Source organism: Wolbachia endosymbiont (group A) of Anthophora plumipes (assembly GCF_964028115.1).
Lineage (GTDB): Bacteria > Pseudomonadota > Alphaproteobacteria > Rickettsiales > Anaplasmataceae > Wolbachia.
Window position 1 is genome coordinate 515,436 of record NZ_OZ034756.1, and the last position, 21,906, is coordinate 537,341.

18 protein-coding genes, 1 tRNA gene, 2 rRNA genes and 3 pseudogenes are annotated in these 21,906 nt (G+C 36.0%); 11 read left to right on the forward strand and 13 right to left on the reverse strand.

Annotated features, from left to right (window positions below):
* Positions 1-105 precede the first annotated feature (105 nt).
* Complete coding sequence (locus ABWU75_RS02655; protein WP_353287019.1) at positions 106-1,425, reverse strand: hypothetical protein; 1,320 nt, start codon at positions 1,423-1,425, stop codon at positions 106-108.
* Positions 1,426-1,639: 214 nt separating this feature from the next.
* On the reverse strand, positions 1,640-2,014 hold the full coding sequence (locus ABWU75_RS02660; protein ID WP_264732113.1) for a ferredoxin family protein: 375 nt from the start codon (positions 2,012-2,014) through the stop codon (positions 1,640-1,642).
* A 61-nt stretch (positions 2,015-2,075) separates the two neighbouring features.
* Between ABWU75_RS02660 and ABWU75_RS02665 the strand changes: the two are divergent.
* Positions 2,076-2,974 (forward strand): annotated as a pseudogene (locus tag ABWU75_RS02665) (DNA-processing protein DprA).
* A gap of 220 nt (positions 2,975-3,194) precedes the next feature.
* Here ABWU75_RS02665 and ABWU75_RS02670 read toward each other — a convergent pair.
* Together ABWU75_RS02670 and ABWU75_RS02675 are read right to left on the reverse strand one after the other, a co-directional pair.
* Positions 3,195-3,923: a triosephosphate isomerase gene (locus ABWU75_RS02670; protein ID WP_264732110.1), complete on the reverse strand. Its 729-nt coding sequence runs from the start codon at positions 3,921-3,923 to the stop codon at positions 3,195-3,197.
* Between the two features lie 24 nt (positions 3,924-3,947).
* Positions 3,948-4,020 (reverse strand) — tRNA-Thr (locus ABWU75_RS02675).
* Between the two features lie 78 nt (positions 4,021-4,098).
* On the opposite strand from ABWU75_RS02675, the gene rsmA reads away from it, so the two are divergent.
* Positions 4,099-4,917 carry a 16S rRNA (adenine(1518)-N(6)/adenine(1519)-N(6))-dimethyltransferase RsmA gene (rsmA, locus tag ABWU75_RS02680; RefSeq protein ID WP_264732538.1) on the forward strand — a complete coding sequence of 273 codons (819 nt, stop codon included), beginning with the start codon at positions 4,099-4,101 and terminating at the stop codon, positions 4,915-4,917.
* 31 nt (positions 4,918-4,948) lie between these two features.
* Positions 4,949-6,442 carry an IMP dehydrogenase gene (guaB, locus tag ABWU75_RS02685; RefSeq protein WP_253309150.1) on the forward strand — a complete coding sequence of 498 codons (1,494 nt, stop codon included), beginning with the start codon at positions 4,949-4,951 and terminating at the stop codon, positions 6,440-6,442.
* Between the two features lie 10 nt (positions 6,443-6,452).
* Here the strand turns inward: guaB and fsa are convergent, their stop codons facing one another.
* The 4 genes from fsa to pstC form a co-directional block, all read right to left on the reverse strand.
* A complete protein-coding gene (gene fsa, locus ABWU75_RS02690) occupies positions 6,453-7,094 on the reverse strand; it encodes a fructose-6-phosphate aldolase (protein ID WP_253309151.1) in 642 nt (213 codons plus the stop codon).
* A 314-nt stretch (positions 7,095-7,408) separates the two neighbouring features.
* Positions 7,409-7,753, reverse strand: a complete 345-nt coding sequence (locus ABWU75_RS02700) for a F0F1 ATP synthase subunit epsilon (protein ID WP_264732108.1) — start codon at positions 7,751-7,753, stop codon at positions 7,409-7,411.
* A gap of 12 nt (positions 7,754-7,765) precedes the next feature.
* Positions 7,766-9,193 (reverse strand): F0F1 ATP synthase subunit beta, encoded by a 1,428-nt coding sequence (atpD, locus tag ABWU75_RS02705; protein ID WP_353287020.1) that lies wholly within the window; start codon positions 9,191-9,193, stop codon positions 7,766-7,768.
* Positions 9,194-9,294: 101 nt separating this feature from the next.
* Positions 9,295-10,383, reverse strand: coding sequence for a phosphate ABC transporter permease subunit PstC (pstC, locus tag ABWU75_RS02710; RefSeq protein ID WP_264688474.1), 1,089 nt, complete (start codon positions 10,381-10,383; stop codon positions 9,295-9,297).
* A 107-nt stretch (positions 10,384-10,490) separates the two neighbouring features.
* On the opposite strand from pstC, the gene rpmH reads away from it, so the two are divergent.
* From rpmH to ABWU75_RS02725, 3 genes and pseudogenes are all read left to right on the forward strand, one after another.
* Complete coding sequence (gene rpmH / locus ABWU75_RS02715) at positions 10,491-10,625, forward strand: 50S ribosomal protein L34 (protein WP_006279898.1); 135 nt, start codon at positions 10,491-10,493, stop codon at positions 10,623-10,625.
* Between the two features lie 67 nt (positions 10,626-10,692).
* Positions 10,693-10,968, forward strand: a pseudogene (gene rnpA / locus ABWU75_RS02720) (ribonuclease P protein component); the annotation flags it as partial.
* A 90-nt stretch (positions 10,969-11,058) separates the two neighbouring features.
* Complete coding sequence (locus tag ABWU75_RS02725) at positions 11,059-11,283, forward strand: hypothetical protein (RefSeq protein WP_353287021.1); 225 nt, start codon at positions 11,059-11,061, stop codon at positions 11,281-11,283.
* A gap of 16 nt (positions 11,284-11,299) precedes the next feature.
* Here the strand turns inward: ABWU75_RS02725 and rrf are convergent.
* Positions 11,300-11,406, reverse strand: a 5S ribosomal RNA gene (gene rrf / locus ABWU75_RS02730).
* 66 nt (positions 11,407-11,472) lie between these two features.
* A 23S ribosomal RNA gene (locus ABWU75_RS02735) occupies positions 11,473-14,238 on the reverse strand.
* 335 nt (positions 14,239-14,573) lie between these two features.
* On the opposite strand from ABWU75_RS02735, the gene ABWU75_RS02740 reads away from it, so the two are divergent.
* From ABWU75_RS02740 to ABWU75_RS02750, 3 genes are all read left to right on the forward strand, one after another.
* Positions 14,574-15,650, forward strand: coding sequence for a methyltransferase domain-containing protein (locus tag ABWU75_RS02740; protein ID WP_264329070.1), 1,077 nt, complete (start codon positions 14,574-14,576; stop codon positions 15,648-15,650).
* 58 nt (positions 15,651-15,708) lie between these two features.
* Positions 15,709-17,493 (forward strand): ribonucleoside-diphosphate reductase subunit alpha, encoded by a 1,785-nt coding sequence (locus tag ABWU75_RS02745; protein WP_353287022.1) that lies wholly within the window; start codon positions 15,709-15,711, stop codon positions 17,491-17,493.
* 765 nt (positions 17,494-18,258) lie between these two features.
* Complete coding sequence (locus tag ABWU75_RS02750) at positions 18,259-18,459, forward strand: hypothetical protein (protein WP_264732445.1); 201 nt, start codon at positions 18,259-18,261, stop codon at positions 18,457-18,459.
* A 106-nt stretch (positions 18,460-18,565) separates the two neighbouring features.
* On the opposite strand, the gene ABWU75_RS02755 is transcribed toward ABWU75_RS02750, so the two are convergent.
* The 3 genes from ABWU75_RS02755 to secG are packed head-to-tail and all read right to left on the reverse strand — an operon-like array spanning position 18,566 to position 20,951.
* The gene (locus ABWU75_RS02755; protein WP_264732554.1) at positions 18,566-18,985 is read right to left on the reverse strand and encodes a nucleoside deaminase; all 420 of its coding nucleotides are present in this window, start codon (positions 18,983-18,985) and stop codon (positions 18,566-18,568) included.
* Positions 18,986-19,026: 41 nt separating this feature from the next.
* Positions 19,027-20,631: a CTP synthase gene (locus ABWU75_RS02760; RefSeq protein ID WP_353287023.1), complete on the reverse strand. Its 1,605-nt coding sequence runs from the start codon at positions 20,629-20,631 to the stop codon at positions 19,027-19,029.
* Positions 20,631-20,951 (reverse strand): preprotein translocase subunit SecG, encoded by a 321-nt coding sequence (gene secG / locus ABWU75_RS02765; protein WP_264732556.1) that lies wholly within the window; start codon positions 20,949-20,951, stop codon positions 20,631-20,633. The genes ABWU75_RS02760 and secG overlap by 1 nt, the downstream gene beginning before the upstream one ends.
* 144 nt (positions 20,952-21,095) lie before the next feature.
* Here secG and ABWU75_RS02770 point away from each other — a divergent pair, with 144 nt between their 5' ends.
* Both ABWU75_RS02770 and ABWU75_RS02775 read left to right on the forward strand, forming a co-directional pair.
* A complete protein-coding gene (locus tag ABWU75_RS02770; RefSeq protein ID WP_253307252.1) occupies positions 21,096-21,611 on the forward strand; it encodes a gamma carbonic anhydrase family protein in 516 nt (171 codons plus the stop codon).
* A gap of 10 nt (positions 21,612-21,621) precedes the next feature.
* Positions 21,622-21,830, forward strand: a pseudogene (locus tag ABWU75_RS02775) (IS256 family transposase); the annotation flags it as partial.
* Positions 21,831-21,906: the final 76 nt, after the last annotated feature.

Here is a 21,906-nt window from a genome sequence, read left to right on the forward strand (position 1 = left end):
ATAATCATCTGGCAGGTGATCAATAATTGTTATAACATCGTGTTGTTGATTAGATTCCTCTAACTCTTCTTCCTGTTTTTCCTGATTAATTTTTGGCAGCGTTACTCACCAGTCTATTAAGTGATAGTCATAATTATAATCATCTAGCGGGTGATCAGTAGTTGTTATAACATCTTGTTGATCAGATTCCTTTAATTCTTTTTCCTGTTTCTCCTGATAAATTGTTGTTTCAGGTTTCTGCTCTGTATTTAACTCTCCTTGATTATCGTCTAATCCAATGGCTTTTAATTCTTCTGCTACATTTCTTATAAAGCGGTTTTCGTTGGGAGGAATACCGTACTTTTCCTTATTATACAAACTTAGAGTAAAGTAAATCGCTGTTGTCAAGTCATGATGAGCTACAGATCCACTGTTATGAGGGTAGCGGTGATTATTCGAGGTTGCATGAACTGTTATTCCATCCCCCAGATTTGTTGCACTACGAAAATCTGTTAAGTTGTTATATATAAAACCTTTAACAGTATGATCTGTGTTCATATCTAAACCATATCTCTCTTGGTAGGCATGAAAAATATGATTAGCGTATTTTTCAATCATAAGAAGATCTTTATCATCTAATTGATCGTAATGTATTTCATACTTAAATTTTGTTCCCTCAATATTGATTGTTTTTGAATGTGGCAACACTGTTTTTGGACTGATTTCTTCTTGGTCAATTTTTTCCTCATCTAGCTTGATTTTTCCTTCCTCTTCTGGGCCTGAAGGTTCTATTCTTTTTGGCTCTTCTTGATTAATTGTTGTTTCAGGTTTCTCCGCTGTATTTGACTCTTCTTGGTTATTGTCCGAGTTATTCAAATCTGGCAACACTGTTTCTGGACTGATCTTTTCCTTTTCTTGGTAACTTTTTTCCTCATCTAGCTTGATTTTTTCTTCTTCTGGGCCTGAAGGTTCTATTTTTTTTGGCCCTTCTTGATTATCGTCTAATCTAAGAGCTTTTAATTCTTTTACTACATTTAGTATAGATGCGATTGTGTCTTTTGGGTAAGGAATACCGTGCTTTTCCTTATTATACTTATTTAGAGTAATGTAAATAATTAATGTCAAATCATAAGTCATAGGCCTACCTTTATAAGGGGAGTTGTAAAAATACTCGCCTGCGTTATGCCCTGAACGTGCATTATGCAAATCTGTTAAGCTGTTATATATAAAGCCTTTAAAAGTATGATCTGTGTTGATATCTAAACCATATCTCTCTTGGTAGGCATGAAAAATATGATTAACGTATTTTTCCAACATAGGAGCATCTATATCATCTAATTGATCGTAATGTATTTCATACTTGAAGTTTGTTCCTTCAATATTGATTGTTTTTGAGTTTGGTAATACTACTTTATGCTTTATACTCTCTTTAGCGTGATTTTCCATTTTGATGCCTCTAAATTTTATAATACTGTCATCCTACTAAAAGTTATATAATAATTCGTTAATTCTATATTTAACATAATTTTTCGTTGTTTCCAAGTAGATTATTATTAATCTAATATTAAATATTACTAAAAACCTAAATAATACGACCATTTTCAATAACCAAAGACAAACAGGATAAGATATAAAAGAAGTTTCTTCCTCTTCAACAGTATTACTCTAAATTTTCATCAAAATAAGTTGTTTTATCCTTTTTTTCCTTATACTCTTCTGCAGTATGGAGAGGTTGCTTTTTAGCTGTGATATTTGGCCACTTTTGTGAGTATTCTATGTTTATGTTGTAAAATGATTTGAAGATTTTTTGTTCACTGTTCAGTAACTCTTCATCTAGTTCTAAAATACCTTTTATGGAATCATCAGTTACAATTGCATCTACTGGACACTCAGGTATACACACTCCACAATCAATACATTCATCTGGGTTAATCACGAGCATGTTTTTACCTTCATAGAAGCAGTCAACGGGACATACTTCCACACAGTCCGTATATTTACATTTTATGCATTTATCTGTAACAAAATGCGTCATAAAACACTGTATATTTGCATTATCTTGGGTACACTAAATTGATAAGAAATTCAAGCCTTTTATGAAGATAAATAAATTGAACAACAAAGAATTAGAAGTATGGTTAAGCTTGGCTAGAACTATAGGACCAATAAAGTTTTTTAGTATACTAAGAACACATGGATCGCTAGATGAGGTGCTAAAATATCTCAATAGGGTGGCTAATAATAAGGTGTATAGCATTCAAGATGCACGAGAAGAAATCAATAATGCAGAAAGAATTGGAGCTAAAATTATACCCGCATGTGACCCAGATTACCCTGATCTTTTAAGAAATATCTCTAGTTGTCCTCCTATAATAACTGCACTTGGTGATATATCATTATTAAGCCGTGAGATAATTGCAATAATCGGTGGGCGCAACTCTTCGATGAATGGAAGAAATTTTGCCAGTAAACTAGCACTTGATTTAAGCGAAGCTGGTTTTGTTATCGTTTCTGGACTTGCAAAAGGAATCGAATTATATCTGGTCTATCGCTGGGTGTTGTAGTGATTGAAGCATCGAAACGTTCTGGCTCTCTAATAACAGCAGATTTTGCTTTAAATCAAGGGAGAGAGGTATTTGCAGTTTCTGGTTTCCCTTTAGATTCACGCTGTAGTGGTAGTAATTATTTAATTAAAAACGGTGCTAAGCTTATCGAGTCCGCTGATGACATAATAGAAAGTGTTAGGTTTAGTTTACCTCCGCAGCAAAAAAACCTATTTGATGTTGAGCACCATTCTGTTAACCAAAAACAAGAAAAATTACAACAGGCAAAATCTGTTATAGTTGATCATATTAACTCTGTACCTGTTGATATAGATGAACTTATATTAGCAAGCGGACTTTCTGCCAACATAGCTCTAATGGCTCTTTTAGAACTAGAGTTGGAAAACAAAATAGAGCGTTCACCGGGGAATAAAATATCGTTAATTTTCTAGATTACTTTAGCTATAGCTAACCCAAGAAAGGTTTTCCTACGTCATACCGCCGCGGTATCTTGGCATAGACTCCGCTAACAAGTAGCGGAATGACGAATTTTTGTTTTTCAAATTATCGGTAAACCTAAGTCACTTTAGCTATAGGTCAGTATGTCGTTTTACTAGATGTTCGTACAGATATATGCTTGACACTGGAATGATGCCATTTGCTATAGGATTCTTAGTTGCTGATTTTAGAATTGATAAGAGAAAACTTTTTTTCAACTTGTTGTATGATTTTATCAAAGTGATCGAAATCTAAGCTTGCACTGCCAATTAAAACTCCTGATAAATTTGAAATATTTAACAAATTTTCTATATTTTCTGAATTGACTGAACCACCATATGTAATGTGTTTTTTACCAGTACACAATTTTATTACCTCTATCACCTCAGCAATTGCATCATTATTTGGCACATGACCTGTGCCTATTGCCCATATTGGCTCATATGCTACGGTATATTCACCGTGTGTTGGCAAACGGTTTTTGCATTGATATTCTATTACTTCTTTTGTTTTTTCATTCTTATAATCTTCTGAATTTTCACCTACACAGATAATTGGGTGCAAGCCTGATTCTATTGCTATTTCCGACTTAAGTTTTATTTCACTATCTGTTTCGTTAGCCCTTTCAGAATGCCCAAGTATTACGTAAGTACACCCTAATTCCTTTAACATTTCTGCGCTAATTTCACCTGTGTAAGAACCAGATTTTTTATAATGGCAATTCTGTGCTCCTATATTAATATTATCGCTCAACTCTATACTGTCTGAAAATGCAGTAAATGGTGGACAAATCACTAGTCTAGAAGTAATCTCATTGTTCTTGTTACTAAGTTTGCCTATAAAGTCAACAAATGAAGACCGTGTTCCATTCATCTTCCAATTTGCTACTATTAAAAAGGACATCAACTTTACTTATATGGGCGAGAGTGCCGGCTGTCGGACTTGAACTGACAACCTACTGATTACAAGTCAGTTGCTCTACCAATTGAGCTAAGCCGGCGTTAAACACATTAATAATATACAATTATCAATGGATTTTAGTCAACTGATTTTTAAAATACTGTATAATGAAAATAATATGAGAAAATTTTTACTGAAGCCAAAAAAGAGTCTAGGGCAAAATTTTATTTTATCGAGTGAGATAACAAAAAAAATCGTCGCTTTAGCCGGTAGTCTAGAGAATTTTAATGTCATTGAAATTGGTCCTGGATATGGTGCATTAACAAGAGAAATATTGGTGCATAATCCAAAGTCTCTACTTTCTATAGAAAAAGATAGAGATTTAGTAAAACACCATGACCAACTGCTAAATGAGCATCAAGGAAAGTATAGAATTATAGAAGCGGATGCACTGCATGTTATAGAAGAAGAGCTGATAGAGCGCCCAGTCAAAGTTATTGCTAACTTGCCTTACAATATCTCGGTAGTGTTATTTTTAAAGTGGTTAAATAATATAAAATTTTTTACGAACTTGACATTAATGTTTCAAAAAGAGGTAGCAGATCGCATTACGGCAAGACCCAATTCTAAAGATTATGGTTCCTTATCAGTGCTAAGCCAGTTACTATGTGATATAAAAAAGGAATTTGATATTGAACCTAAAGAGTTTTTTCCAAGACCAAAAATACATTCTTCAGTAATTACAGTAAATCCTTTGCCTACCCCAAAGTTTGCAGTAAATTTGGAAACCTTAACAAGATTAACACGTGCCGTTTTTGCTCAAAGAAGAAAGATGCTGAGAAATAGCTTGCAAAATATAACGAACCACGCTGAAACTGTCCTTGAAAACGCTAAATTGAGTGGAAACGAACGTCCAGAAAACTTAACTATTGAGCAGTTTTGTTTGCTGGCAAATAATGTAGAATGCTTATTTTGCAAAAGCCCTATTGCAATTTAATTAATTGGCGTATAAGCTTTAAATAAAGCCTATGAAAAAAATGGAAGCTTGTTATTCGTTTGACGATATACTTCTTTTGCCAGCCTATTCTAATATATTGCCTTGCGATGCAGATACAAAAACTTATTTAACAAATAATATAGAACTAAATATCCCTCTCATATCCTCTGCAATGGATACTGTTACTGAATCGGGCTTTGCAATAGCTATTGCCCAACATGGAGGGATAGGTTGCATACATAAGAATTTATCAATAGATGAACAAGTTTTAGAAGTAAGAAGGGTGAAAAAATATGAAAGTTGGATCGTGTATAACCCAATTACGATTTCACCGGATAAAACAGTTGCGGAAGCAATTTCATTAATGAGAGAGCACAATTATTCTGGCATTCCTGTAGTCGATCAACTCAAGTTAGTTGGAATTTTAACTAACCGAGATGTGAGGTTTATTGAAGACCAGAACATGAATGTAAAAGTTTCCGAAGTGATGACAAAAGATAAGTTAGTGACAGTGCGGGAGCAGGGAGTGAATAGTGCCTCAGCAATGAAATTGTTGCATGAAAATAGAATAGAAAAGCTTTTGGTCGTAGATGAAAATTCTTGTTGTATAGGTTTAATTACGGTTAAAGACATTGAAAAATACAATAGATACCCAAATTCATGTAAAGACAGTAAAGGGCGGCTCAGAGTTGCCGCTGCAATTGGCACTGGTAAAAAAGATGGTATAGAAAGATGTGAAGCTTTGATCGGAGAAGAAGTTGATGTAGTTGTTGTGGATACTGCTCACGGTCATTCCGAAAACGTTATCAATACCATTAGGGAAATAAAAAAGATGTATCCTAATACGCAATTAATTGGCGGAAACATTGCAACAAAGGAGGCTGCTGAAGCGTTGATTGATGCGGGTGTTGATGCAGTGAAGGTCGGAATAGGACCAGGATCAATCTGTACAACCAGAATAGTTACAGGTGTTGGTGTGCCACAATTCTCTGCAATCAAGAATGTTGCAGAGACGTGTAGAGCAAGAAACGTCAGACTAATTGCTGATGGTGGGGTAAAATACTCAGGAGATGTTGCAAAAGCTATTGCAGCTGGTGCTGACTCTGTGATGATTGGTTCGATTTTTGCTGGCACTGACGAAAGCCCAGGTGAGATTATCATGTATAAGGGCAGAGCATATAAAGGCTATCGAGGAATGGGATCTATTAGTGCAATGAAACGAGGTTCAGCTAGCCGTTATTTTCAAGATAAAGATTCAAAACTAAAATTAGTTCCACAAGGAGTGGAAGGAAGAGTTCCATTCAAAGGTCCAGCTTCAGGAGTAATCCATCAGTTGATTGGCGGATTGCAAGCTGCAATGGGGTATACTGGTAATAGGAATATAGAAGAGATGAAAAAAAATTGTAAATTTGTTACTATTACTGCATCAGGATTAAGAGAGAGTCATGCTCATGATGTAGTCATTACACAAGAAGCTCCAAATTACGCTTATCAAGCGTCCAATTTGTCAACCGATTCAGAGTAGTGACCGTTTATTATTTTGCACCCCAGTCTTTTTCAAATATTGCTAGCCCTTGGTCAGTAAGTGGGTGATTAATTAATTGTCTAAGTACTTTTGCTGGCACAGTAATTGAATCAGCACCAAGCCTTGCAGCTTCTATTACATGTGCTGGGCTTCTCACTGATGCAACAAGAACTTTAGTATCAAAACCGTAATTAGAATATATAGTACATATATCTTCTATTAGCGATAAGCCATCATAGCTTATATCATCAAGGCGACCAACAAAGGGAGAAATAAAACAAGCACCGGCCTTAGCGGCAAGCAGTGCTTGTCCAGGAGAAAAACATAATGTGATGTTAACAGGTATTTTATGCTCTGTCCACAACTTTTTACAAGAAATTAATCCTTCATATGTAAGGGGCAATTTTACCACAACATTATCAGCGATTTTCGCTAACTTAAGGCCTTCTTTAACCATATCTGCATGGTTATTTGCAACAACTTCAACACTAACAGGCCCCTTGATAATAGAGCATATTTCACGCACTAAATCCTCGTATTTATCTTTACGCCCGGACTTTGCTATTAAAGAAGGATTAGTTGTTATGCCGTCAATGAACTCCTTTAGTTCTTTAATTTCATTTAAATCAACGCTATCAAGAAAAATTTCCATATTAATCTCCCATAAAAAAAATACCCTTGCAAAATCTTGTCATCCAAACGCCCTCCTTTGTCATCCAAGTAGCTGACACTGGGATCCATCTTTTTTTATTATGAACATTATATGCTCCTAGAATCTATTACCCATTGCATAATTTACAAATATTTTTACACCTAGATCCCAGTGTCACGCACTGGGATGACAAAGATGAATACTGGGATGACAGGGAAGAGAATACTGAATGACAGAAAAAAAAGCACTTGGATGACAAAAGTTGGGCTACTTGGATGACAAGAAAGTGATAACCGACTTTTTGCCTAAAATAACTAAGAAAGAAATTTCTCATCAAGATAACTTAAATATATACTAATTCTCTTATTTTTAAACGATTTCTCATCATGAATTGCATGATCAAAAACCTGAATTTGACTTGTTATAATGCTACAATTATTATTTGCAACTTCTAATACGCCACTATCAATTACAACCTTCTTTTCTGTTTGGTTACTCATTTTAACAGTAATCATACCAGGCAATAAATAAATTAAGTAAGGAGCATGGTGAGCTAAAATCATAAGCTCCCCTTCGAGCCCAGTTACTGAAAGAGAAACCACTCCACTGAATGAAATTTGATCATCAGGAGAGAAAAATTGCACTTTAAAAGTATTCATAATCTTTAACTTTTATTTAGCTTCAGCTTGTATTAATTCAGCCTTTTTTATTGCTTCATCTATATTCCCCACCATATAAAAAGCAGCCTCTGGTAAGTGATCATATTTACCTTCAACAATCTCTTTAAAACTGGAAACAGTATCAGAAAGTGAAACAAATTTACCAGGCATACCAGTAAATATTTCTGCAACGTGAAAAGGTTGAGAAAGAAATTTCTGAATCTTACGAGCCCTATCAACAATAATTTTATCTTCATCAGATAGCTCATCCATACCAAGTATTGCGATAATATCTTGCAGTGATTTATAAGTTTGCAATATACGTTTCACCTCAGAAGCTACCTTATAACGTTCTTCACCAATGATTTCAGCAGATAAAGACTGAGAAGTTGAATCAAGTGGATCAACAGCAGGGTATATTCCCATTTCAGCTATTTGCCTTGACAACACTGTGGTGGCATCAAGATGAGAGAATGTAGTTGCTGGGGCTGGATCAGTTAAATCGTCCGCAGGAACATATATAGCTTGCACAGAAGTAATAGAGCCAGAAGTTGTTGAAGCTATTCTTTCTTGCATTGCACCCATATCAGTTGCAAGGGTTGGCTGATAACCAACAGCTGACGGTATTCTTCCAAGTAAAGCAGAAATTTCAGAACCAGCTTGTGTAAAACGGAAGATATTATCCACGAAAAATAGAACATCTTGGTTTTCACGGTCACGAAAATACTCTGCCATAGTAAGTGCTGTTAAAGCAACTCTAGCCCTTGCTCCAGGAGGCTCATTCATCTGACCATAAACCAAAACAGCTTGAGATTTTTCATGCTCATTTATATTTATTACATTTGAAGTGATCATCTCGTGATAAAGATCGTTACCTTCACGCGTTCTCTCCCCTACCCCGGCAAACACAGAAAATCCTTTATGAGCTTTTGCTATATTATTAATTAATTCCATTATCAGGACTGTTTTACCAACACCGGCTCCACCAAATAAGCCAATTTTTCCTCCTTTAAGATAAGGTGCAAGAAGATCTATAACTTTTATTCCCGTAACTAAAACTTCTTCCTGTATTCTCTGTTCAGTAAAACTTGGAGGTGCTCTATGTATAGGCTCTAAGTTATATTTTCCCTTCAGTGGACCACACTCATCTATAAGCTCTCCAACAACATTAAAAATCCTTCCTAAAGTTGAACGCCCAACCAGAACTGATATTGGTGCGCCTGTATCAACAAATTCATCCCCCCTTGACATGCCATCTGTGCTATCCATAGCAATACAACGAACTATATTGTCACCTATATGCTGCGAAACTTCTAAAACCAGCTCCTTATCCTTATATTTTAGTTTGCTTTTTAAAGCATTAAATATTTTAGGCAATTCACCTTCAAATTTTATATCAACAACTGCTTGAGTTACCTTAATCGCTCTACCTATATTCATCTCTTTATTTTTATCACCCAACACTATAATTCCATAAAAGAACTTCTAAAGAAAATAAATCTTATATTATTAATAGAAATTTTGCAACATTAAAACGCTTACTAGTTACGCTTCATTACAAACAATGCAAATGCATTTAATAGCCAAGTAATAATAAACAATACTAAACTAAGCGCATAAGCAGCAAGAGTTTGTACACTATTGAAATCCTGATCTCCGGTAAGTAATGTAGCGATCTGCACGGTAATGGTAGTAACTGAATTAAGAGGGTTAAAAGTCAAATTTGCGTTGATTCCCACAGCCATTAGCACAATCATTGTTTCACCTATCACTCTTGAAATTGACAATAAAATTGCACTTAAAATTGTAGGCATTGCATAAGGTATTGTTATATGCCATATAGTTTCCGCTGGAGTTGCGCCAAGTGCCATGAAGCCATAACGCAAGCTTTTTGGAACAGATCTTATGGCATCTTCGAGTAAAGAAATAATAAAAGGAAGAATCATTATCCCAATCGATAAACCGGCAACTAAGGCACTTTCTGAGTGTATACTTAAACCAAAAAAATTTGCTACCTGCTTTATAAAGAAAGACAAGAACACAACCGCAAAATATCCATATACAACCGTAGGAATAGCAGATAAAACTTGCAAAGTTGTATTAACAATATAACGCACTTTCTCACTCGCATATTCACTAATATATATTGCAGAAAATAAACCAAGCGGAACGACAACTAACATTGCTATAATAGTTATAAGTAATGTACCTACTAAAAGCGGCGCTATACCAAAATATCCTATCTTCTCTTCATTGACAGTGACTACATTGTGGCCCCATTTCAAGCAAAACAAGAATTCTGAAATAGCTACTTTATTAAAAAAATTAATGGATTGAATAAAAATAGATAGCATTATAAATAAAGTGATAAAAAATGATATGGCCAAAGCCACAAATAACGAAAGTTTTATTATCTTATTTCTTTTATTTTTAAAGATAAAAGCAAGCATGAAAAAAAGTAACGCTATAGAAATAAAAGTTACAAAACAATTATTATAGAGTACTAACAACCAAGTTAGCATCCATACACAACTAAGATATAGATAAGATTTAACCTTATTTACTTCTTGAAACCTACTAAAACAAAATAAAAGGATTAGTAGGACAGGTATGACTATCACCGAATTCATTTTCCCATGCATCAAATTTTATTCTACGAAAATGTCATACAAGTTCACCATCATTTGACAATAAAGTAAAACAATTTAAAATAAATAATTATATTAATATAAAAACAATGAAGAGAACATTTCAACCAAAAAATTTGATAAGAAAGCGCAGACATGGATTTCGTTCACGTATGGCAACAAGAGCTGGAAGAAAAATCCTTAATAGGCGCCGTTCATTAGGGTGTAACAAATTATGCGCATAGTAAGTATAAAAAAAAAGATTTTTCCTTTGCTTTCAAAAATAAGTTAGCACTCAGCAGTCTTTTTTATCGTGGGCTTTATATATCACTGTACGCCATAAAAGAAAGAGAACCTGAAAAGTACACTCATACTATTAGAGTAGGTCTGGCTATCAGTAAAAAAGCCGGAAAAGCAGCAAAAAGAAATAAAATAAAAAGGCAATTACGAATGCTTGCTAAAATTAGCATTTTAAATATAAGCAATATAGGGCACTACTACATAATACTAACTCATAGAAACATTATGCAAGCAAATTATAAAAACTTACAAAAAGATCTAACTATTTGCTTAAAAAAGATAAAATAAAAAAAAATCTCAATTAAGGTATTTACAACTATATTTTTTATGATAACATAAGTAAAATTTTTAAAATAAATTAACGGGTGTGGGTGTTTAATGGTAGAGAGTAGAAAAGAACAAGATAAAAATCTCAATATAAATACAAATAATGTTAAAGAAGATTTTTATGAATATAAAAAATCTAGTTATCGTACACAATGGGAATTAGCATTTGAGCAAAGTCAATACTTAGAGCAGAATAAGAATAAGCCTAGACCACAATTATTAGATTTGAATATAGAAGCGACTTCTCGTAATAAAAGAATTATTAAAAGGCGATAAAAAGAAATTTTTATAAACTTGGCGGCGACCTACTCTCCCTTTTCAAGTACCATCAGCGCTAAAAAGTTTCACTTCCGAGTTCGAGATGAGATCGGGTGGTTCATTTTTGCTATAGCCACCAAGTCAATAAAAATTTCTAACTTAACAATTTTAACTTAATATTTAACACTGCATACACACATATAGAAAACAAATAAATCAATCAGGCTATTAGTACTAGTTAGCTTCACATGTTACCATGCTTCCACACCTAGCCTATCAACGTGGTAGTCTTCCACGGCCTTAATTGGGAAATCTTTTTGAAGAGGGTTTCTTGCTTATATGCTTTCAGCAATTATCCCATCTATACATAGCCACCCAGCGATGCTATTGGCATAACAGCTGGTACACCAGAGGTATATCCATCTCGGTCCTCTCGTACTAGAGTCAGACCTTCTCAAATTTCCTTCACCCACGGCAGATAGAAACCGAACTGTCTCACGACGTTCTAAACCCAACTCACGTATCACTTTAATCGGCGAACAGCCGAACCCTTGGGACCTTCTTCAGCCCCAGGATGTGATGAGTCGACATCGAGGTGCCAAACGGTGTCGTCGCTATGAACGCTCGAACACCATCAGCCTGTTATCCCCGGCGTACCTTTTATCCGTTAAGCGATGACCCTTCCATACAGAATCACCGGATCACTATGACCGACTTTCGTCTCTGCTTGGCTTGTCAGCCTCGCAGTCAGGCAAGCTTATGCCATTATACTATCAAGCTGATTTCCGACCAGCTCTAGCTTACCTTCGCACGCCTCCGTTACTTTTTAGGAGGCGACCGCCCCAGTCAAACTACCCACCATACAATGTCCTAGTTCCAGATAATGAAACATAGTTAGATATCAAAAGTGTAAAGGGTGGTATCTCAAGGTTGACTCCATTATAGCTAGCGCCATAACTTCAAAGTCTCCCACCTATCCTGCACATCACACTTTTAATAGCAATGTAAAGCTATAGTAAAGGTGCACGGGGTCTCTTCGTCTAACCGCGGGTACCCCGCATCTGCACGGGGAATTCAATTTCGCTGAAGTGATGTTGGAGACAGTGGAGAAATCGTTACGCCATTCGTGCGGGTCGGAACTTACCCGACAAGGAATTTCGCTACCTTAGGACCGTCAGTGTTACGGCCGCCGTTTACTGGGGCTTCAATTTAGAGCTTGCACCCCTCCTATTAACCTTCCAGCACCGGGCAGGCGTCAGACCCTATACTTCCACTTACGTGTTTGCAGAGTCCTGTGTTTTTAGTAAACAGTCGCTACTCCCTATTTTGTGCCACCTGCTCATAGTTGCCTAAAAGCAGGTTACCCTTCTTCCGAAGTTACAGGTATAATTTGCCGAGTTCCTTCAACATCATTCTTTCAACACCTTAGTATACTCTACTCATCCACCAGTGTCGGTTTGCGGTACGGCCTCATAAATATAAGTGCTATTTCCTGGAGCTTCTTTTAAGCATAGATCAATCCAATAAGATCTATACAAATACGAAACCCGTCACACTTAAGAGGTTTAGGAATATTAACCTAATTGCCATCGACTACTCCTTTACGGACTCGCCTTAGGAACCGACTAACCCTACGCAGATTAACTTAACGTAGGAACCCTTAGATTTTTGGTGAGAGTGTTTTTCACACTCTTTTACGCTACTTATGTCAGCATTCTCACTTCCGATATCTCCAGCAGTTTTCACAAACCACCTTCACAGACTTACGGAACGCTCCGCTACCGCGCCTATTGATCGAAATCAACAAGCACTCACATCTTCGGTATACAGCTTTAGCCCCGGTACATTTTCGGCGCAGAAAAACTTATTTAGACAAGTGAGCTGTTACGCTTTCTTTAAAGGATGGCTGCTTCCAAGCCAACCTCCTAGCTGTAATGGTTTTTCTACTTCCTTCCCCACTTAGCTGTAATTTTGGGACCTTAGATAGTGATCTGGGTTGTTTCCCTTTCCACCACGGACTTAGCACCCATAGTGTGCCTGCTGTATAATTAATTGTTGGTATTCGGAGTTTAGTTAGATTTGGTAAGACGGTGAATCCCCCTAGTCTATCCAGTGCTCTACCCCCAACAACATACATACAACGCTCTACCTAAATAGATTTCGCGGAGAACCAGCTATTTCCAAGTTTGATTGGCCTTTCACCCCTAATCACAACTCATCCAATAATGTTGCAACATTAACTGGTTCGATCCTCCAGTGTGTTTTACCACACCTTCAATCTGGTCATGACTAGATCACTTGGTTTCGGGTCTAATCCATAAAACTAAAACGCCCTATTCAGACTTGCTTTCGCTACGCCTACACCTAACGGCTTAAGCTTGCTTCATAGATTAACTCGCTGACCCATTATGCAAAAGGTACGCTGTCACTCTAAATATCAATAAATTGATATAGAGCTCCAACTGTTTGTAAGCACTTGATTTCAGATTCTATTTCACTCCCCTCCCGGGGTTCTTTTCACCTTTCCCTCACGGTACTTGTTCACTATCGGTCGTTAAGGAGTATTTAGGCTTGGAGGATGGTCCCCCCATATTCAAACAGGATTTCACGTGCCCCGCTCTACTCAAGGATTTAAAAACTTTCTACTTATACAGGACTATCACCTTCTATGGTTACTATTTCCAGAGTATTCTAATTCTTATTCTTAAATCACTAGCCTTTTCCGCTTTCGCTCGTCACTACTAACAGAATCTCGGTTGATTTCTTTTCCTTTGGCTACTTAGATATTTCAGTTCACCAAGTTTGCCTTACATACTTAGTATGTAATAACTAGCTAAGCTAGTTGGGTTTCCCCATTCGGAAATCTGCGGATCAAAATTTGTTGACAATTCCCCACAGCTTATCGCAGCCTGCCACGTCCTTCATCGCCTCTTAACGCCAAGGCATCCATCAAGTGCTCTTAATAATTTATTTATCCGACTATATGCAGAATATGCAGAGTTAAATATTATTAAAATTGAATTGAGATTAAATTAATCTCTACCATAAAACTTGTCAAACATCTAAAAACTAAATTAATCTTTTATATATTATAACCTAATAAATAATATGTCAACGCCTTTTTGCACAAAACATTTACTTATATTATCAACAACAATATACTAGCAATCCTAAACAGTACAATCTGAGAAATATGCGGTAAACTTATATATACAGTAAAAATTAATAAAAAAGATATTTTGTAAGATAAAATGTGTTAAAATCAATTGCCTAAAAATGATAATGAACATTCGGAGTATTTCTCATGTATGAAAAGTAATCTCTCTTTTATAAAAAACGTTGCTTTAAATTGTATGTCTAAGCTCATTGGTGTATTAAATATTAAGAAAGTAAAACACTTCATTGTGAATAAATATAATACTCTTCATAAAGAAATGACAGTGCTTCTTAAAAAATCTAAGAACCTGTTAAATACCAACATTGAAATCGGTTTATATCACTTTTATAAAGGTAGCATATCAGATGCAAAGTTACGATTTTGGTTAATTAGCATATTTTACCCCCATTTACCCATAGTCTGGTATAACATCGGAAGGTGTCATTTTGCGGTAGGGAATACTAATAAAGCTTATAATTATTTAACACAGACACTAAAATTAGATAGTGATCACGAGGAGGCATCTTACTATATAAAAAAAATGACAAACTCAGCGCCTATTACAGAATTGCCAAAAAACCTCATAAGACAATATTTTGATTACACAGGTGAATATTTTGTTGAGCATTGGTTGATTGCTAAACAGTATAGAGGGCATGAACTTGTACACATGATAATTACAAAAATCTTCAACAACTCCACTTCTGAGCTCAATATACTTGACCTTGGTTGTGGGACTGGAATATGTGGTCATTTCTTGAAAATAAATAGTACTGGAAGCCACATAACAGGAATTGACATTTCAAGTAGAATGCTAAATATCGCAAGAGGATGCTTTATAAAAGGTAAGCCTGTTTACAATGAATTAATACATATGGAAATGAAAGAGTTTCTTAAACAAAAGAAAAACCAGCAGTATGATGTAATTATCTTTGCTGAAGTGCTACATTATCTACATGACTTTCAAGAAGAATTGGAATTAGCAAAAAGATCTACGAGCAAAAAAGGGGTTATTATATGTTTAATAAGAAGAAAGGAAGGTGAAGGTATTGACTTTGTAAACAAAGGAGACTATTTTCGTCACTCAGAAAGTTATGTTCAACATGTTGCAAAAAAAATAAATATGCAGATAAGTTATATGAGTTACTGTAAAATATATGGCAGTCAGGTTGACGGTATCTTGTTTGCATTACAGCATCAACAAGAAAATCCGAAAAACCTAACTTAAAAATCGCTCAAAGTGGCTTTTAAGTATCTATATATAATAAAAGAATAAAAGGAATTTTATGAATAACATTACTATTAATTACGCAAAGGATAGCAAATTAACCGATTTTGGAAAAGCAGTTCTATCAGACAGGTATTTAATAGAAAATGAAAGTTACCAAGACCTCTTTGCACGTATTGCTAATTACTATTCTGATAACAAAGAACATGCGCAGCGTCTTTATGACTACATGAGCAACTTGTGGTTCATGCCTTCAACACCAATACTCAGCAATGGTGGCACCAAGAGAGGGTTGCCTATCTCTTGCTTTCTTAATGAAACCGAAGACAGCTTGCAGGGAATAGTTGACTTATGGAATGAAAATGTTTGGCTTGCTGCACGTGGAGGAGGCATAGGTAGTTATTGGGGAAATTTACGTTCAATCGGTGAAAGTGTAAAAGGTAGTGGTAAAACATCAGGAATTGTACCATTTATTGTGGTGCAAAATGCTCTAACGCTCGCAATTAGTCAGGGATCCTTAAGGCGAGGAAGTTCAGCAGTCTATCTTCCTGTATCTCATCCGGAGATAGAAGAGTTTCTGGATTTGCGCAAGCCAACAGGCGGTGACCCAAATCGCAAAGCGTTAAATATACATCATGCTGTAATAGTAACAGATAAATTTATGCAGGCTGTTGAGAATGATCAAGAATGGAATTTAATAAGCCCTCACAACAATAAGGTTATTTCAACTGTAAAAGCGCGGGATATATGGATCAAAATATTAACAGCAAGAGTTGAAACTGGAGAACCTTACATTATTTTCCTTGATGCAACAAATAACAATAAGCCAGAATCTTACAAAAAGCTCAACTTAGACATCAAGATGTCAAATCTATGCAGTGAAATAACTTTAACTACAGGTTATGATCACCTGAATAAGTCACGCACTGCTGTGTGTTGTCTATCATCCGTAAACCTTGAGTACTACGAAGAATGGAAAGACAATAAACTCTTCATAGAAGATATAATGCGCTTTCTTGATAATGTATTGGAAGATTTCATAAATAAAGCACCGAATGAAATGCAGCGAGCAAAATATTCTGCAGCCAGAGAACGCAGTATTGGTCTTGGTGTGATGGGTTTTCATTCATTTTTACAAAGCAAAATGGTTCCTTTTGAATCAGTAATAGCACAACAATGGAATAAAAAAATATTTAAGTATTTACGTGAGCAAGCAGATATAGTTTCTAAAAAATTAGCAGAGGAAAAGTGGGCATGTCTTGATGCCAAAGAAGTCGATCTAATGGAAAGGTTTACACACAAGCTCGCTATTGCTCCAACTGCCTCAATCTCCATTATTGCAGGCAATACCTCTCCTGGAATAGAGCCATATGCAGCAAACGTATTCATACAAAAGACACTGACAGGCTCATTTGTAGTGCGAAATAAATTCTTGCAAAAACTATTAGCAGAAAAAAATCAAGACAATGATAAAATATGGTCTTCAATTTCGACAAACGAGGGTTCCGTTCAGCATTTAGATTTTCTTAGTGAGCATGAAAAATTGACATTTAAAACAGCGTACGAGCTTGATCAAAGATGGATTATAGAACATGCAAGTGATAGAACTCCGTATGTTTGTCAGTCTCAATCAGTCAATCTGTTCTTGCCTGCCAACATACACAAACGTTACTTGCATAAAATACACATGCTTGCCTGGAAAAAAGGATTGAAGAGCTTATATTACTGCAGATCACAATCAATGCAGAGAGCTGACAAGGTTTCGCATGACATATTCAAAAAAAGTGAAATATTGCAACACAAAACAGATATTGACTACGATGAATGTTTGTCATGCCAATAGTGACCTTATTCAAAAAAAGTAGAGAGAAAGTTAAGACGTTTTTGGAGTAAAATAAAACGTTTTTTCAAAATATGGCAAATAGAAGAGAATAGAAACAAAAACTTGCTTGACACCCTCCGCCAGCCCCCTTATCATGAAACTGAAGGTATTCAGTTATCTTCATCTGTGCAGATTAAACAGCAAGAAAACAACGTAGTTGGCGTCTTATTTTTAATTTTTTGCACTATGTGCACCTTATGTCTTCACAATATTTCTAGGTTTTTACCTATATAAGCTGAAACGCGCTTATAAGTTGTTTAAGACAGTATAGTACGCCAATTTGCAGGATTAGAGAGTGACAACTAGCTAACACGGGGTTTCTTTTGCCTTTTTTTCTGCTTAGTAAATTTCTTAAACATTTAAACTAAGGTGAGTTGCATTTAAAAGCAGCTAAATTGCGGTGTTTAAGACTTAAAAAACGCCAATACTGAAAATAGACAATGACTAGGGCTTCTTTTGCCTTTTTTTTCGTTTGGTAAATTTCTTAACGTTTGTAGCTAAAAGAGCCCAAGAGAGGTGTCATGCCAGTGCTCCTTTTTTTGTCATCCCAGTGCTTGACACTGGGATCCAGTTTTCCATATAATCTCATCGAAAATGTTGTATTTTAACGTAAAACATCTATTTTTATGCTTACCAACTTAATAAAATTCCTGGATCCCAGTGTCTGGGCACTGGGATCCAGCCTTTATCATGTAATTTCATCATATAAATCTTTCCATTTCTGATGTGTCTGTATATAAACATAATAACTTTTCATATATAGGAAATAAATTTACTGGATCCCAGTGTCTGGGCACTGGGATGACACCATTTGCTGTGCAATTTACCTTCAAAAATGAATGTTCGTACAGCTATGTGTCAGCTACTTGCATGACACCCTGCTGGTGGGACAATGTTTGTATAGTTGTGCGTCACGCGCTGGAATGACGAATTACTTAACCGTCATACCGTCACGGTATCTCCTAGCATAGATCCCGCTAACACGTAGCGGGATGACGAATTTGTATCGGAAAACAAGTAGCATGACGGTTTGTCAAATGTCTCTCAGTCTTTCAAAAAAATCCTTTAACAAAAAAGAGCATTCTGTTTCTAATATCCCACCATAAACTTCAGGTATATGGCTGCAAAATTGAAATATCTTAGCACCATTTTCAATTCCTCCACCTTTTGGATTATAAGCTCCAAAGTACAATCGTTTAATTCTAGCAAAGGAAATAGCTTGAGCACACATCGGACATGGTTCTAATGTTACGTATATGTCAGAATCATAAAGCGTTGAAGTTGAGAGCAACTCACATGCCTGCTTGATCGCTAACATCTCTGCATGTGCAGTTGGATCATTGGATATGTTGTGTGCAGAAGAAACGACATTGCTTCCACTAACTATTACGGCACCTATGGGAACCTCATCATCTTTCTGAGCAAGTTTGGCTTGCTCTATGGCAAGCTCCATATATTGATACTTGAACACTTTCCTTTGCTAATCTTCTTTTTTTAAATTTTATTAACTGCTGCCTTAATAAACGATATAAAAAGAGGATGAGGAGAAAACGGCTTTGATTGAAACTCTGGATGAAACTGCACACCAATAAACCACGGATGACTCTCTAACTCCACTGCCTCTATGCACGTTCCATCTTCTGATATGCCACTGCATAGAAGCCCATTTTTTTCCAAATCATCTTTATAATCTGAATTGATTATGTATCTATGCCTGTGTCTCTCTGAAATAGTAGTGTTACTATATGCATCCATCATTTTAGAGCTTGCATTTATATTACATTTGTATGCCCCAAGTCTCATGGTTCCACCAAGATCGTCATCTTGATCGCCAGCTAACTTAACGATTGGATGTTTACAGTTATGAAATTCTTCAGAGTGTGCATCTTCAAGCTTAACAACATTACGAGCAAACTCAATAATTGCAAGCTGCATACCAAGGCAAATTCCGAAAAATGGGATATTATTTGTACGGGCATAATTTATTGCTAATATTTTACCCTCTACTCCGTCATCACCAAACCCCCCTGGGACAAGAATTGCATGAGAATTCTGTAACTTCTCCCCTATAAGCTTTTCATTTATAGGTTTTTCTTCCTTCTCTCTTGAGTTAACCCAATTTATCTTTACTTTGACTTTATTACTAATCGCACCATGATTTAATGCTTCAACTAGTGATTTATACGCATCAGGGAATTCGGTGTATTTTCCCACTATAGACACAGTAACTTCCTGTGTTGGGTGCCTTATGGAATGCACTATTTGATCCCATTCAATCAAGCTTGGTTTTGGCTCACTTAAATGAAAGTGCTCCAAAATTTGCGTATCAAGCCCACATTGGCTATACAACACCGGTAACTCATATATATGACTCACATCAGGAGCAGGTATCACATTGGACAAAGAAACATTGCAAAGCTTAGCTATTTTCTCTCTCTGATTATCGAAAATTTCTTTCTCACTGCGGCATAATATAATATCTGGTTGTAACCCCGCGGAATTTAACTCTCGAACTGAATGCTGCGTTGGTTTTGTCTTTAATTCTTGCGCTGCGGTAAGATATGGTATTAAAGTTAAGTGAATAAGGATAACTCTTTGTTTTCCTAATGTGTAGTTAGCTTGGCGTATAGCCTCCAAAAATGGTTGGCTTTCAATGTCACCTACAGTTCCGCCTATTTCACATATTACAAAATCTAAACCTTCCGTACCATTAAAAATGAACGATTTGATTAAATCTGTCACATGAGGAATGACTTGCACAGTTTTGCCCAGATAATCACCACGCCTCTCTTTCTTCAACAACTCATGATATATCTTACCAGTTGTTATATTGTCATCTTTTGTTGCTTTAATTCCAGTAAAACGCTCATAATGCCCAAGATCCAAATCAGTTTCAGCACCATCCTCGGTAACAAACACCTCTCCGTGCTGAGTTGGGTTCATTGTCCCAGGATCAATGTTGAGATACGGGTCAAGTTTTCTGATACGGATCTTAAAACCGTAAGCTTGAAGAAGCGCACCAACGCTTGAAGCAACTAAGCCTTTACCAAGCGATGACACAACTCCACCTGTGACAAAGATAAATTTAGCTTCCTTCATTAATTTTCAAATGGAACAGAAGTAGGTTCACTTTCTTGCTTTTTTTCTAATATAATTTTCTCTGCAATCGATTTTTTATGTACGTCTTTTGAATATAATCCTGACAATAGCAATGTGTTTATAATAAACAATCCAGCAACAATAGCCGTTATTCTGCTGAGCGGGTTTTCAGAAGATTTTACCGGAATCATCGAATTGACTCCCTGTTGTGTATTACTAAAACCACTTAACGAACTACTCCCAGGCGGCTGCAAGAGCACTAAAATTACTAACACAACAACCAATATTACTTGAAATATACTTAATACCGCTACTGACATTATAGATAGAGCTGAAAATAAAAATTTTAGGAGCATAAAGTGCATAAGTCAAGAACATCTGTCACCCAAGTAGCTTGGAATCTAAGTATGTATTTACTGCCTACCTTATTTTGGTTAGCATATGCATAAAACTGTGGGCTTAATATGTATCACATTTTAAAATACAAAGATTATGAACCAAAAATAGACGAAAGTGCTTTCATCGCAGGTGGTTCGCATATCATAGGCAAGGTTGAAATAGGAAAAGATGCGAGCATCTGGTTTAATTGTGTGGTCAGAGGGGACGTTGGATCAATAAAAATAGGTGATGGAACAAATATTCAAGATGGAACGGTAATTCATGTGGATAGAAACCCAGGTGGTGATACAACTATTGGCAATATGGTAACAGTGGGACATTTTTGTATGTTGCATGCATGTATGGTGCATGATAAAGCGTTTATTGGTATGGGCTCTACCGTGATGGACCATGCAGTTGTGGAGCCTGAAGCTATGGTAGCTGCTGGCTCGCTAGTGACACATGGAAAAGTAATAAAAAGTGGGGAAATATGGGCTGGCAGGCCAGCAAAGTTCTTCAAAAAAATGTCGAATGAAGAAATTAAACATATTACACAATCAGCACAAAATTATATTATGCTAATGAAGGAATATAAAAATTAAAGTTCGCGTGAGGCTAATTTATACTACCAACCCTATTAAGGGACTGCATAGACAGATTAGAAAATTCACTAAAACTAAGGGCTCATTTACTAGCTTGTACAAACAGGTATATTGTGCTATAAAAAAGGCAGAGCAAAATTGGACTATCCTAATTGGGCTTTAACTATATCTCAACTTGATATTTTCTTTCCTGGTAGATTGAAAATTGAGTTGAGTTAAAAATGCGGTTTGACACACTTTTTTGAACATTTCCTTATTGCCTGTTTTTACAATTTTGAATTGATTCCTTAGGTTA

Bases quoted from the DNA above. Each gene is read 5' to 3' on its own strand.
- ABWU75_RS02670 (WP_264732110.1), bottom strand. From the start codon at position 3,923: ATGTCCTTTTTAATAGTAGCAAATTGGAAGATGAATGGAACACGGTCT.
- ABWU75_RS02745 (WP_353287022.1), top strand. From the start codon at position 15,709: ATGAATAACATTACTATTAATTACGCAAAGGATAGCAAATTAACCGAT.
- atpD (WP_353287020.1), bottom strand. From the start codon at position 9,193: ATGAATATAGGTAGAGCGATTAAGGTAACTCAAGCAGTTGTTGATATA.
- rsmA (WP_264732538.1), top strand. From the start codon at position 4,099: ATGAGAAAATTTTTACTGAAGCCAAAAAAGAGTCTAGGGCAAAATTTT.
- ABWU75_RS02755 (WP_264732554.1), bottom strand. From the start codon at position 18,985: ATGGAGCTTGCCATAGAGCAAGCCAAACTTGCTCAGAAAGATGATGAG.
- ABWU75_RS02725 (WP_353287021.1), top strand. From the start codon at position 11,059: ATGGTAGAGAGTAGAAAAGAACAAGATAAAAATCTCAATATAAATACA.
- ABWU75_RS02740 (WP_264329070.1), top strand. From the start codon at position 14,574: ATGAAAAGTAATCTCTCTTTTATAAAAAACGTTGCTTTAAATTGTATG.
- ABWU75_RS02660 (WP_264732113.1), bottom strand. From the start codon at position 2,014: ATGACGCATTTTGTTACAGATAAATGCATAAAATGTAAATATACGGAC.
- ABWU75_RS02760 (WP_353287023.1), bottom strand. From the start codon at position 20,631: ATGAAGGAAGCTAAATTTATCTTTGTCACAGGTGGAGTTGTGTCATCG.
- pstC (WP_264688474.1), bottom strand. From the start codon at position 10,383: ATGAATTCGGTGATAGTCATACCTGTCCTACTAATCCTTTTATTTTGT.
- rpmH (WP_006279898.1), top strand. From the start codon at position 10,491: ATGAAGAGAACATTTCAACCAAAAAATTTGATAAGAAAGCGCAGACAT.
- ABWU75_RS02700 (WP_264732108.1), bottom strand. From the start codon at position 7,753: ATGAATACTTTTAAAGTGCAATTTTTCTCTCCTGATGATCAAATTTCA.
- ABWU75_RS02770 (WP_253307252.1), top strand. From the start codon at position 21,096: ATGTATCACATTTTAAAATACAAAGATTATGAACCAAAAATAGACGAA.
- fsa (WP_253309151.1), bottom strand. From the start codon at position 7,094: ATGGAAATTTTTCTTGATAGCGTTGATTTAAATGAAATTAAAGAACTA.
- guaB (WP_253309150.1), top strand. From the start codon at position 4,949: ATGAAAAAAATGGAAGCTTGTTATTCGTTTGACGATATACTTCTTTTG.
- secG (WP_264732556.1), bottom strand. From the start codon at position 20,951: ATGTCAGTAGCGGTATTAAGTATATTTCAAGTAATATTGGTTGTTGTG.
- ABWU75_RS02655 (WP_353287019.1), bottom strand. From the start codon at position 1,425: ATGGAAAATCACGCTAAAGAGAGTATAAAGCATAAAGTAGTATTACCA.